Annotated in this window: 14 protein-coding genes and 1 pseudogene; all 15 read right to left on the bottom strand. The window is 39.1% G+C overall.

Going from position 1 to position 13,469, the window contains the following annotated elements:
• Window positions 1-155 precede the first annotated feature (155 nt).
• The 15 genes and pseudogenes from secG to DWB79_RS00600 all read right to left on the bottom strand — a co-directional run bounded on the left by secG (window position 156) and on the right by DWB79_RS00600 (window position 13,438).
• On the bottom strand, window positions 156-554 hold the full coding sequence (gene secG / locus DWB79_RS00670) for a preprotein translocase subunit SecG (RefSeq protein WP_016670459.1): 399 nt from the start codon (window positions 552-554) through the stop codon (window positions 156-158).
• A 64-nt stretch (window positions 555-618) separates the two neighbouring features.
• Window positions 619-1,893 (bottom strand): serine--tRNA ligase, encoded by a 1,275-nt coding sequence (gene serS, locus DWB79_RS00665; RefSeq protein WP_016670458.1) that lies wholly within the window; start codon window positions 1,891-1,893, stop codon window positions 619-621.
• 196 nt (window positions 1,894-2,089) lie between these two features.
• Entirely contained in the window at window positions 2,090-2,647 is a 558-nt protein-coding gene (locus DWB79_RS00660; RefSeq protein WP_016670457.1) for a GNAT family N-acetyltransferase, read from the bottom strand.
• Between the two features lie 217 nt (window positions 2,648-2,864).
• The gene (locus DWB79_RS00655; protein ID WP_016670456.1) at window positions 2,865-4,214 is read right to left on the bottom strand and encodes an acetate kinase; all 1,350 of its coding nucleotides are present in this window, start codon (window positions 4,212-4,214) and stop codon (window positions 2,865-2,867) included.
• Between the two features lie 567 nt (window positions 4,215-4,781).
• Window positions 4,782-5,513, bottom strand: coding sequence for an HNH endonuclease signature motif containing protein (locus tag DWB79_RS00650; RefSeq protein WP_016670455.1), 732 nt, complete (start codon window positions 5,511-5,513; stop codon window positions 4,782-4,784).
• 102 nt (window positions 5,514-5,615) lie between these two features.
• Complete coding sequence (locus DWB79_RS00645) at window positions 5,616-6,368, bottom strand: DUF7683 domain-containing protein (RefSeq protein ID WP_206181026.1); 753 nt, start codon at window positions 6,366-6,368, stop codon at window positions 5,616-5,618.
• A gap of 62 nt (window positions 6,369-6,430) precedes the next feature.
• Entirely contained in the window at window positions 6,431-7,501 is a 1,071-nt protein-coding gene (locus tag DWB79_RS00640) for an NADase-type glycan-binding domain-containing protein (protein ID WP_016670453.1), read from the bottom strand.
• A gap of 97 nt (window positions 7,502-7,598) precedes the next feature.
• Entirely contained in the window at window positions 7,599-8,258 is a 660-nt protein-coding gene (locus tag DWB79_RS00635) for a hypothetical protein (RefSeq protein ID WP_016670452.1), read from the bottom strand.
• A complete protein-coding gene (locus DWB79_RS00630; RefSeq protein WP_016670451.1) occupies window positions 8,248-8,604 on the bottom strand; it encodes a HepT-like ribonuclease domain-containing protein in 357 nt (118 codons plus the stop codon). Before DWB79_RS00630 ends, DWB79_RS00635 begins: the two co-directional genes overlap by 11 nt.
• Window positions 8,588-8,896, bottom strand: a complete 309-nt coding sequence (locus tag DWB79_RS00625; protein ID WP_002673432.1) for a nucleotidyltransferase family protein — start codon at window positions 8,894-8,896, stop codon at window positions 8,588-8,590. The genes DWB79_RS00630 and DWB79_RS00625 overlap by 17 nt, the downstream gene beginning before the upstream one ends.
• 241 nt (window positions 8,897-9,137) lie before the next feature.
• Window positions 9,138-9,281: pseudogene (locus tag DWB79_RS00620) on the bottom strand (tyrosine-type recombinase/integrase); the annotation flags it as partial.
• An 11-nt stretch (window positions 9,282-9,292) separates the two neighbouring features.
• A complete protein-coding gene (locus DWB79_RS11965) occupies window positions 9,293-9,796 on the bottom strand; it encodes a hypothetical protein (protein ID WP_016670450.1) in 504 nt (167 codons plus the stop codon).
• Between the two features lie 100 nt (window positions 9,797-9,896).
• On the bottom strand, window positions 9,897-10,829 hold the full coding sequence (locus tag DWB79_RS00610) for an ABC transporter permease (protein ID WP_016670449.1): 933 nt from the start codon (window positions 10,827-10,829) through the stop codon (window positions 9,897-9,899).
• A 3-nt stretch (window positions 10,830-10,832) separates the two neighbouring features.
• Window positions 10,833-11,933, bottom strand: a complete 1,101-nt coding sequence (locus DWB79_RS00605; protein ID WP_016670448.1) for an ABC transporter permease — start codon at window positions 11,931-11,933, stop codon at window positions 10,833-10,835.
• Complete coding sequence (locus DWB79_RS00600; RefSeq protein ID WP_016670447.1) at window positions 11,933-13,438, bottom strand: ABC transporter ATP-binding protein; 1,506 nt, start codon at window positions 13,436-13,438, stop codon at window positions 11,933-11,935. Before DWB79_RS00600 ends, DWB79_RS00605 begins: the two co-directional genes overlap by 1 nt.
• Window positions 13,439-13,469: the final 31 nt, after the last annotated feature.

Raw genomic sequence — 13,469 nt, 5'->3', positions numbered from 1 at the left:
AAGTATGCTAACGAATGTAATAAAATGTTTCACGCCTACTCGCACGCTCCTTTTACAGAGGAACAATCCTAACATGAGATGGCACTATATTCATCTCGTTGCAACTTATTGGAATACATATTTCAAGAAACAGTTATTAAATATGAGAACATTGCTTAATGAGATGTGTTTTCGGCAGCTGTTCCTTCGGAAGATTGAGGAGCCGTTTCGGTATCCTCAATATTGCCGGTTCCATTAGCATCGGATGATGCCTCTTTCCACCATTCTGTTGCCGTTTCTGCCTGCTGTATTTGAGCATCCTGCTGTAAACCGGAATCCCCCGGACTCTTGTTTAACCATGCAAGAAAGAACGTAACGACAAAAAAGAGCGTTATCAGTGTATATGTTGCTCTTGTCAATATGTTGCCGGAACGCGAGCCAAATGCGGAATTTGATCCGCCTGAGAAAAGACCTCCTAAACTGTCTCCTTCTTCATTCTGCAATAACACCAGTCCGACAATCAAAAATGCAACTATAATAAAAAACACTAATAATGCGATACTTATTCCGCTCATAAATACTCCAGAAATTTAGTAAATTGCCCTCTATTATATAAATAATTGAAGGCTTGTGCAAGTATTATTTCTTTTTGATGACATCAAATCCGCAGTAGGGTACCAATGCTTCAGGTATTTTGATGCTGCCATCTTTCTGCTGATAGTTTTCGATAATAGCGACAAGCGCGCGGGACACCGCAATCGCAGTACCGTTTAGCATGTGGACGTACTTGTTTTTTCCGTCGTCGTCTTTAAACCGTACATTGAGGCGGCGTGCCTGATAGTCGGTGCAGTTCGATGTAGAGGTAACCTCACCCCATTCTCCGCCATTGCGCCCGGGCATCCATGCTTCCAAGTCCCATTTACGGTAGGCGGGAGCGCCGAGGTCTCCGGTACAGGTATCGACAACACGGAACGCAATGCCTAAACCGGTAAAGATTTCTTCTTCGATAAGGCGGAGTTTTTCGTGGATGGCATCGGATTCTTCGGGGGTGCAGTATACGAACATCTCCAGCTTGGTAAATTGATGTACACGATACAATCCCTTCGAGAACTGACCTGCTGCTCCCGCCTCACGCCGGAAACAATGCGAAAGACCGCAATACATCAACGGAAGTTTTGCTTTTTCAAGGATTTCGTCTGCGTGGTAGCCGCCGAGCGTAATTTCCGCTGTGGCAACAAGGCAGGTGCCTTCGTCTTCTATAGTATAGACATTCGATTCGCTTCCGCGCGGATTAAAACCGATACCGCGGAGGATTTCTTCTTTCGCAACGTCAGGGGTAATAAACGGTGTAAATCCGTGCTTGCGCAAAATATTCAGGCCGTACAGCACCAGCGCCTGTTCTAAGAACACTGCTTCGTTTTTAAGATAGTAGAATTTTACACCGGAAACCTTTGTTGCAGCATCAAAATCGATTAAGTCAAGTTCTTCCGCCAGCTGCACGTGATCTTTCGGTTCAAAATCGAACTGAGGAACGGTGCCGACCTGCTTTACCTCGCAGTTTTCCGTATCTTCCTTACCGACGGGAGCATCGGGATGCGCCATGTTCGGAATCTGCATCATCGCTGCATCAAGCGCCGCTTCTTTTTCTTTTAAAGCTGCTTCGGCAGCGGCAATTTCGGCTTTAATCGCCTTGCCCGTTTCGATGAGCGCATTGCGTTCTGTGGCATCCTTTGCTTTTTTCATCGCAAGGGAGTTTTCATTCCGTTTTGCCTGAAGCCCTTGCAGCGCAGTTACCATTTCAGTCCGTTCATCAAAGAGGCGGACGGCAGCCTCCGCATCGGCATGCATAGCGCGGTTAATAATATTCTGTTTAACCGCTTCCAAATTATTTTTGATAAATCGATAGTCAAGCATAGCATTCCTTAAAATTCAACAGTTGAATAAAATGTGCATTTTGGAAACTGTTGAATTAGTGCGCGGAAAGCGCACATGTTTAATAAGCGATGTTTCGGCTCTGCCGAAACTCGACGGATAACGAGGCAGCCTTATTGCGGCTGCTGAAGTTACTCCGGTATTCTATGAAGTTCCGGCACTTTATGCAAGCGTTTTCTTATTTTTCAATTTTATATTGAGGATTTACGTCGTAAAAATCTGCCGGCAGGATGTCCATCATAATGATGTTGTGATACTCCATATTTCTGATGAAACCGTCGCGGATTTCGCCGATTTTTTTGAAGCCGACTTTTCCGTAGCACGCGATCGCCCGCTGATTAAAGTCATAGACTCGTAACAGAATAGTATGCAGGTTGAGCTTTTTGAAAGCATAATCCAGCAATAGCGATAAGGCTTCTTGCCCGTATCCCTTATCCCAATAGCTCTTATTGCCGATGAAGATGCCGATTTCTGTTGTCCGATGGAGCTGATCGATGTCTTTAAAGCCTATATTGCCGATTAATTGATCGGTTTTAATGTCGATGATGCCATAATTGTGAGCTTGCGCAAGTGTTTTTAGGAATTCTCTTTCGCTGTCGACGGTAACAACCGATGTCATCAATGTTAGATTTTCGAGAATTTCCATATCGTTCAGCCAAACGGCATACTGTTCGGCATCTTCAAGGTTAAGCGGCGAAAGATAGCATTGGGTGCCTATTAGTTTTTTTATGTACATACAAACCTCCAAAAGCCAACCGTATCAGGCTGCTGTGTGTATCTCCGCAAAATAAGTGAGGCTATTCAACCAGAATTTCGCCGCATTGCGGCTCAAATGGTCGCCTAGCCTCACTTATTTTGCGCTGTTTATCCACTTGTCTGATGCGGCTGGCTTTTTCTGAAATAAAAATTGCTCGCGCTTTTGCGCCATAGGGCGGAAAAGCGCGGTACATTTTTTACCGTGCGCCGGGAATCTTTACGACGATGTTTGCAAGCTCCGGTTTTTTTTCAAGGTCTTTTTTTAAGCCTTCCGCACGAGCCTTGTTGACATAGTCGGGCGATTGGAATGAATAGGTGAACTTGGTATGCACGTCGTAGGTTCCCTTCATCAATGCATACGCGTCTTCCGTCATAACGAGCTCTTCGTCGGTGGGGATAACGAATATCTTTACCGGCGAGTCATCAGCGCTGATGCAGGTTTCCGCGTTGCGGGTGCGGGCAAGCGCATTCTTATTGGGATCAATCTTGATACCGAGATGGGTTAAGCCTTCGCAGACGGCGAGCCGGGTGTCGAAGCCGAATTCTCCAACGCCGGCGGTGAAGACGATTGCATCCGGTTTTTGACCAAGCGCGGCGATATAGGCGCCGAAGTATTTTTGCAAGCGATATACTTCCATATTAAAGGCGAGCCGTGCCCGTTTATCGCCTTCTTCCATTGCCTTAGAAACATCGCGGCGGTCAACATATTGTCCGGTAACGCCGAGCAAGCCTGATTTCTTGTTCAAGGCGGTATCCATTTCCGCCGGTGTCATGCCAGTTTTCCGCATAATATAGAAAGGGAGGGCAGGGTCGCAGTCGCCGGAGCGGGTACCCATAACCAAGCCTTCCAAGGGGGTTAGTCCCATCGAGGTATCGAAACACTTGCCCTGCTTAACGCAGCACATCGAAGCGCCGTTCCCGATATGGGCGATGACGATATTGGTATCCTCCGGCTTTTTTCCGAGGATGACGGCTGCCCGCTTTGCCGTGTAGAGGAAGCTGGTGCCGTGGAAGCCGTAACGGCGGGCGGAATATTTTTCGTACCATTCGTGGGGGATGGCATACATAAAGCTTGTTTCGGGCATAGTCTGATGCCACGCCGTGTCGATAACCGCACAGTGCGGAACATTCGGCAGTACTTTCTGAGCAGCCTCGATACCCATAATATTGGCGGGATTGTGCAGCGGCCCTAAATCCTGCACTTCGCGGAACGTGTTGAGAATTTCGGGGGTTACGATAACCGATTTGATAAACTTATCTCCGCCGTGGGTTACGCGGTGGCCGACAGCTTTAATCACATTCATGTCGGTGATAACACCTACGGACGAATCCGTCAGTGTTTTAATGATAAGCTCAACCGCATGGGTATGGGTGGGGCAGGGGCTTTCCAGCACATATTTGTCTTTTCCCTTTGCCTCGTGGGTAATAACGCTGCCGGGCTGGGTTACCCGCTCTACAACACCCGATGCGAGGACACTCTTATTGTCCCAATCATACACCTGATACTTTACCGAAGAACTGCCGCAGTTCAATGTCAAAATAACCATAAAAACTCCTATCATGAAATAATAAATGTAGAATACCGATAGACCTTCTCTTTTTAAGAGAGTCGCTATCATCTATGAGTTTTCAGTATATAGCGAAATCGGGGAAATGTCAAAAAGGAAGATATATTCTAAGAAAATAATCTTTATGGCTAGGATAAATATCTAGTTTGAGTATTTAAAATCTATGTCGAATATACTCTTATGGTGAGATGGGGTGTAATTTCATTTTCTCTCCATATTTTTACTGTTAAAGCGAGCGAATAAACTCATTATCGATACTCCTATTGTGCATTATCAGTTACTTCAATGCAAACATCGTTACACATCTACTATTTCTTTTATCCTCTGTTCTTTATAGGCTTGTCATTTTTCTTTTGTTATATTGTTCCAACGAATTTTTTTTTCTGCGTATGCCTCTTCCGTTTCTGCATTCATTTTTTCCCTTCCGGCAATAGTTTATGTTCTGTTAAATATCGATAATTCAAACAAACTGATCACCATGCTGTCTGTATGACATTGTTTTAAACTGCATTTTGCCATAAAAAAATGTTTGCTTTGAAGTAGGTGTTAGCTACTTTTCCATTCTGTATTTATTATTATATTCGGGAAATCTTCTCTATTGAAATTATACTTTTTAAGGTATTCGACTAATAGTTTGTCAACCTTTTTCCCTGACAATAGATAATAATCTTCCAATGCATCTTTAATTATCTGTTCTGAATAAATATTTATTCCCTTATTTAGCAAAAAGTTTTTCTTTTCTTTTAAAATATCTATCATCTTTTTCTTATTATATTTTTCAATATAGCTATGTTCTTTATTATTAACCCAAATTAAATTGTCTGGTCGATTATCAAAACCATTATTATTTATGTGATGAACACTCCAATCCGGTGTTGTTCTTTTCACTGGGCATTCACACCATGTTTCTGCAACTATTCTATATACATTATAAAAATATTTATTTATTATATTTACTTTTAAATATCCATAATCAATATGATATTGTTTAACTACATTATTTCCTATTTTTATTCTTCCTAAATTACTTACAAATATTTCTTTCTCTATTTTTTCTTTACCTACTAAATATTCTCTAAAATCTGCATAACATATATTTTCATTTTCTGGATATTTTCTAAAAACTTCTCCTGGGAGTAACGTGTTGTCAGTAATTTTATAAACAGGTATTCCTTTTATTGCATTTGCATATCTATCAGAGTAATTACCTTTAAATATTTCTTGTAATTCATCTTGAGTATATTTAATTATATGAAAAATATTTTTAATTGAAGACACATTTTTCTCCTTGCACCGAAGGGCATCCGTCTAACATTGTTTTAAACCGTAAACGGGCTCAGTTCCGTTGGTTGGCTTTAAAAACGGTGTTATGTGTGTGTGCTATATTATACTAATATATGATAAAAAATAATTAAATTTATCAAACTCAAAAGTTGTCCCTGTTTTAAATTTATTCATATTTTCTTTGGTTATTTTATATTCATAAATTAAATCAGGATCATCTTTTATTACATCTGAAAAAATAAATTCTAATTTAGAAAAATCAATTTCAATATCTTCTGTACATATCAGATTTCCACTTGTTTTATCAAAACAATGTATTTCTCTCTTATATCTATTAATCCTAATATTTTCATAATTAATAGTTACTAGTGGATAATAAGAACCCTTTCTAATCTTATTTCCAAATAAAATCAACGAAACATATTTTTTCCCATTATCTTCGTAAAATTCTTCGTACCCATACTCTTGAGGTTTATATTTTTTATTTAATCTTGAAATATGACCGTTTTCCTTTACAGTGTTCCAAGATAAAATCTTAGCTTTTTCAAAAATAATATCAAAATAAACTGGCTTCTTTTCTTCTGAATCATAAGTATTAACTTTTATTACAACGTTTCCATTAATTTGTTTCAGATAGGTTTTTGCATCATGCAAATATTTATATATTTTTATGAAATCAGATTCTTCAAAATTTTTTACTATACTCTTATTATATTCTAGTAATGCTTTGCGATACTCATCATCATTATAATCAGATAAATAAATATATTTTAAAAATTTTGATTTTTTTATATTTCCATAAGTTAATAACATTTTTGATCTTTTCCCAACGCTTTGCCTTGTGCTCATAACATTGTTTTAAACCGCAGGCAGCTTGACTGCCTGTCGGCTTTGAAAACGATGTTATGTGATTAATAAACAGCAGAGTATCCAGCCCAACTATCTACATGTCGTTCTATTATCTGATTGTAATCGTTATATTCTAAATAATATGAACAAAACTCTTTATTTATCTTTTCTATTATTTCTATTTCTCCATTGAGTCCATAATAACCATATGCAATATACCCTTTTAACAAACCGTTTTCATAAAAAAATTCACCATAATCTGTATTATTTAACCTTCCATCTTTATAGTAATACTTTATTTCGTATGTTTTTCCTTCAGAATTATTTATTACAGAACGTATTAATTTTTCACCGTCGTAAAAATGTTTTATATTTTTTCTTCCTACTACGATTTCAATATAACTATCAGTATTAGAAATTATTTTATAATCGTAATTTCGAGGTGTATTATCTTCATCAATATATTTCAAATTTCCTATTAAGGATTTTCCATTTTTGTAATAGTTCAATTCATAATGATCGTGATCTTCATCGATTTTTTCCTTTACTAAATTTCCTTTGTCATCATATTCATAAGTACTACCATAAAATGAATAAGCAGGCCTAATCACAACGTCATATTCCTCTCCATTGTTCATTATAGACATCTCTGAAATACATATATCATTATATGCACTGCTAGGATAAAGATCTCTAACTCGTAGCCATATTTGTGAAGCCTTTTGTTTTTTGGAAAATTTTAACTTCTGTGAAATCATTTCATCTTTTAGAATAAATTCTTCTGATGTTTTATCATTACCATACTCATCAAGAAAACGAAAATCAATTTTTTTTATTCTATAGTTTTTTTTATACCATCTTGAATCAAAATATCCACCACTTATATCTATTTCATCGAATTCATATTCTTTATCGAAATGAAGAATTAATGTGTAATCATAAAAAGTAGCACTTTTAGGAACAGCATAAACAGTATCAATTTTTTTATCAAAAATATTCAATGGTGAATATCGAAACTTATCATTTTTATCATACGTCATTGTTTCATCAAATCTTATATTTTGAATTCTTAATTCTTTTGCATAAAGTAAAAATGGTGAAAATAATAAAAAATATAACAGTAATTTTTTCATTTTTCCTTCCTAAATAAGCGCCCCAGTGTGGGCGTCCAACTAACACTCGCTTAACCTGCATTTGCGGCTCGTCCGCAATGTCAGGTTGAAGCGGGTGTTAGATGTTTCCATCTATTTTATTGGCTTTTAAAACTGTATGTATCATATCATCATTTTTATACTGCTCGCCTAATTCTTTTATATTCTCAATAAATTTCTTACTATCTTCAATATATTCATAAAAAGAATACACCTCAAGATTTCCTTTTGCATAACAATAAAATATGTCATTATATTTTTTACACAATTTGAAAAATAACTTATAGTTTTTTGTTTTAATTAAATAATATAATAAATGCATTACAGGGTGTATAATAGTATCCATTATCATATACCGCCATAATTCAAATGAAAAACCTGTTGGCAAATCTTTTCTCTGTAAATCCGCTTCTGTATACAATAGCACAATATTTTTATATTCATTCAGTTCAAAGATTAGTTTCTTCTGTAATTCTGTAATATGCTTATTCTTATTTTTTATATAATTTTGTTTATTGAATATATCGATATTACTTATTTCTTGAAAATCTTGGTTATGTACAATAGCGTTTAGTTTATTTTTTGAAAACATAATCCATTCCAAAAGATGCGCAATGACATCTTTATAATTCCAATCATCATAATTACTGACAAGTTGTTCACTTTTGTAACTACTTATAAAATCAGCAATATCTATTTCTATTTTATTGATTTCTGTTATTATTTCTTTAATTGCCATTTTTCTTTTTTTCTGTATCCATAATTTTTATCAGCTGGTTCTTAAATTCAGGAATAATGTTTTTTGCAACATCCCACACAATTTCATAATCAACGGAAAAATAACCATGAATGAGTTTATCTCTCATACCGGCAATATTTCTCCATGGAACTTCTTTATATTTAATTATTACATCACTTGAAATATTTTTAACGGCTTCTCCGATAATTTCAATACTTCGTGCAAAAGCTCGTTGCGTTTTTTCATCTTTTAAAAATACTTCTTCTGATATGGTCCTTGTTTCAGATTCTAAAAAAACAATTTCATCAAAAATATGCTTGAATAACTCTTCATTTGATCGATACATATTCAACCTCATTGAGTATTCTCTGACCAATATAAGGACTTAAACTTTCTATGGTTAATAAATCTATTTTTGTATTCAAATTATCTTCCAAGTAATAAACTAAATTTATAAAGTTATTATAATTTTTTTTATCAGCATGGAATTCTACTAATATATCAATATCGCTATTTTTATTTTGTTGATTATGTACATAAGAACCAAAAAGACCTATTTTTTTTACGCCATAGGACTGGAGAATGTTTTTATTATATTCTAAGAAATTAAAAATCTCTTTTTTTTCTTTAGGTTTCATACTTCTATTATACCTTTTTTTAATATTAAATCTAGATTTATACCTAAAAAATTCAGCTCGTGCAGTAGCACGAGTCCATCTAACAAACGCTTAACCTTTCCTCATAATATCACACGAACGCCCCATTTGCAATCTAAACTGTTACAAGATAAGAAATTAAATCTTTCTTCCATAATACTCACCGGAACACATCATCAACAACCAGATTAGGCCTATCTTCACTAAATAGGATAAAGACGAATCATATTCGGTCGATAGGCCTCTGCACACCGAGATCATCGTGGTTGAGGACAAAGGTGTAAACCATACTGGTTGAAACATCGATGTGACCGAGAAGCTCTTGGAAGGTGCGAATATCGTAACCGGATTCCAGTAGATGCGTTGCTTGTAGTAATGTTATCTTGCGCTCCAACTATCCAATAAATAATCACCAACCCCGACGCAAGCGTCGGGGTTGGTTGTTCTCATAAGGTGGTTGCAGTCGGCTTTAATACCCTTTGTTACGACGCAGAGCGTCGGGGTATTAAACCCTCCGCACGAATAAAATGGGAATGTTGCAAAATGGGTAAATACAACTTTTAATTTTATTCTATTTTCTTGTTTTATTGGAAATAGATATTTCACTATTACTACAGAATCCAACTCTTCATCTGATAATTCTCTATTCAGTCCCCAAGCAATAGGATACACAATTAATAATACACTCGGCACCAAAAGTACAAACAATCGATTTGCCCGATAAAAACCATAACCGAGCAAGAGGCAGAAAATGAGGTTGTCAATAAGTGATAGAAATCGATGTACTATTTTGAATTTCTTTGTAAATCTATATAAAATAAATAAAATGAAATTTACTAATGCATATAAAAATATTAGTGAAGTAAACTTTTCTTCGGGCATTTAGTTCTATGCTTTTGCAGGCTATTACAACCTCAAGGATAATATCAGTATTAATAACATACCCCGACGCAGAGCGCCGGGGTGTAAGGGGATAATTTTTTTAATACGGTTCTCCGTTTGCTTTGGGAGCGGCGGAGTTTTTACTGAACAGCACGAGGGCTATCAGCGTAACGAGATAAGGGAATATCTTGAGCCACACCGGCGGTATGCCGCTTAAAGCGGGGATAACCTGCGAAACGTTCGCGACGGTACGGGCGAATCCAAAGAAGAAGGTTGCACCGAGGATGCCAAACGGTTTCCATTGACCGAAGATCAAAGCGGCGATAGCCAAGAACCCGAGGCCGTCTACACTGCCGTTAAATTCTCCCGAATAGGTTACGAGGATAATGGCGCCGCCCAATGCGGAAAGCGCACCGCTCGCACATACCGCGAAGTACCGCATCCGGTGTACATTGATACCGGCGCTCGCAACGGCGGATGGATGCTCACCGCAGGCACGCAGCCGTAATCCGAATGAGGTCTTATACAGCAGTATCCACGATAAAATCAGTATCGCCAATACCAGCCACGTACTCCAGTATGCCTGCGAAAAGAAAAGTGGACCGAGTATGGGAATTTTTGAAAGACCGGGGATGTCCTGTCGGATAATGCTTGCAACACGCACGTTGCCTGATCCCGTTACGGTACGGGCAATATAAATCGTCAATGCGGCGGCAAGCATATTGATAGCGGTACCGCTGATAACCTGATCCGCTTTTAGCGTAATCGATGCAAAAGCGTGTAGCAACGAAAAAAGGATACCGGCTATAGCCGCTGCGAGCAATCCGATTGGAATAACAATCCCTGCCGGAACGGAGTGCTGCAATAAATTAATTACAACCGCTGCGGAAAAACTGCCGATCAGCATAAGTCCTTCAAGACCGAGGTTTGTAACACCGCTCCGTTCGCTGTATAATCCTCCGAGGGAGGTAATCAAAAGGGGGATCGTATATGCAATTACATAGGGAAAAATTAAGGTTAAAATATGCCACATACGTTATACCTCCTCTGCAGAAAGCCCAGCTGTTTGGCGTGTGCGTATCTTTTTAGAAATCATTCCCCAGAAGCGTTTAAAGAGCAAACTGGTTGCAGTAAAATAGATAATAACCGCAATGATGGTATCCGCAATTTCCGGCGGAACAATAGTGTTCGCGCTCATAAAGCCTTTGCCGACGTGCAGCACGCCGAAGAAAATTGAACTGAGCGCAACTCCGATCGGTGTCCCTGCGCCGAGCAAAGAAACTGCGATGCCATCAAACCCCTGCGAGGGCATCACACCGATCTGCATATTCAACGCATAGCCGGTGTAGTAGGTGAGTCCGGCCAAGCCCGACAGTGCTCCCGCTATCATCATTGAAATAACAATATTCCGGTTTACTTTAATTCCTGCATACTCCGCACAGTTGCGGTTATAACCGACTGCTTTTAATTCAAAGCCGAGCGTTGTTTTGTCCAAGATGATTTTAAGGAGAATCATGGCAAGGATGCCGAGAAAGATACCGTAGTTTACGTATTCGCTGCTGAACAAGTTGGTAAGCCATGGGGTACGAAGCGAGCGGGTAACGGCAATAGATTTACTTTCCGTTTCCAGATATTCCGCTTTTAAGTAACCCGGTACAATATAGAAGACCAGCCAATAAGCAATCCAGTTCATCATAATGGTGGAAACAACTTCGTGTACGTTGAACAGCGCTTTTAATAAACCGGGAATGACACCCCAAAGAGCACCGCTCACAACACCGATAAGAATCAGTAAAATAAAAAAGAGCGGTCGAGGCATAGAAGTTGCCGATAAGGCAAACATACTGCCGAGCAATCCGCCGATCAGCATCTGCCCCGAACCTCCGATATTAAAGAGACCGGTTTTAAATGCAAATGAGACGGAAAGACCTACTAATAAAAGTGTCGTTGCAGTTGCAAGCGTATTTCCGATACGTTCGATGTTCATCAAACCGCCCCGGAAAAGGTAGGTAAAGGCAATAACAGGGTTTTCACCGATACAAACGATGAGAATTGCCCCTGCGACTAAACCGAGTAATACGGCAGAAAGGCTGATTACAAGGGTATTATCTGCAAGAGCCGTGTGTCTTTTTATCATCACTGTTGGCCTCCATGTTTATGCTTATCTCCGGCCATCATCAAGCCTACTTCTTCGACAGTGGTTTCTTCAGGGCGGACAATACCGGTTAATGCGCCGCGGTGCATAACGGCAATCCGATCCGATAGATTGAAGATTTCGTCCAATTCAAATGAAATGAGTAAAACAGCACGGCCTCTGTCGCGATGTTTTACCAATTCTTTATGAATTGCCTCAATAGCGCCGACGTCCAAACCGCGGGTAGGCTGCACGGCGATCAGTAATTCGGGATCGAGGGCTATTTCGCGTCCGAGAATAGCTTTTTGCTGGTTACCGCCGCTCAAGTTCCGCGCTGCGGAATAAACGCCTTCGCCCGAACGGACGTCGAATTGTTTGGTAATATCACCTGCAAATGAGAACATCTTGTTTTTATGCAGGAAGCCGTGCTTTTGGAAAGGTTCTTTGTAGTACGATTTAATGATGGTGTTTTCCGCAATGGAATACTGCATAACCAAACCGTGCTTTTGACGGTCTTCGGGAACCAAACCCATACCCGATTCGTTACGTTCGCGGATTGAAGTTTTGGTAATATCCTTACCGCACAGTAAAACGGTTCCTTCTGCAATCGGCATTAAGCCCGAAAGTGCATGAACAAGCTCACTTTGTCCGTTCCCGTCTACACCTGCGATACCGACGATTTCACCCTTGCGTACTTGCAGCGAAAAGTCATTGACAGCAGGTACTTTTTTTGCACCGATAACTTTGAGATTTTGTATATCGAGTACGACTTCACCGGGTTGTGCCGGTGCTTTTTGTACTTTAAATTCAACCGGACGCCCAACCATTTTTGCTGCCATCTCGTTTTTGGAAGTAGTCGCAACGTCTATTACGTCAATAAACTTTCCCCTTCGTATGATGGTACAACGATCTGCAACGTCCTTAATTTCCTGTAATTTATGGGTGATGAGGATAATGGATTTTCCTTCTTTTACCAGATTCCTCATTATTTGGATAAGTTCTTCGATTTCCTGCGGCGTTAAAACGGCGGTCGGTTCGTCAAAGATGAGCACTTCCGCATCGCGGTACAGCATTTTTAAAATCTCTACGCGCTGCTGCATACCGACTGTTATATCCATAATGCGTGCATTAGGATCGATTTGTAATCCGTATCGGGTGCTTAAATCTTTTATTTTTGTCTCGGCCTTATGCAGGTCAAGAAAAAAACCGCCTTCTTTTCCGAGTATAATATTTTCGGTAACGGTAAAGTTATGTACAAGCTGAAAATGCTGGTGTACCATACCGATACCGAGTTCATTGGCATCATTCGGATTATTGATAACCGCGTGTTTACCGTTGACGAGGATTTCTCCCGCATCGGGGTGATATAAACCGAATAAGATACTCATAAGAGTGGATTTACCTGCGCCGTTTTCTCCGAGAATTGCGTGGATTTCCCCTTTTTTTACCTGCAATGTTATATCATCATTTGCAACAATACCGGGGAATTCCTTGCGGATGTGGCGCATTTCGATAGCATATTGTTCAGACAGATCAGGC

This window comes from Treponema medium (genome assembly GCF_017161265.1).
Taxonomy (GTDB): Bacteria; Spirochaetota; Spirochaetia; order Treponematales; family Treponemataceae; genus Treponema; species Treponema medium.
Note: the sequence above shows the minus strand (reverse complement) of the source record. Positions and strands in the feature narration are given on the sequence as shown.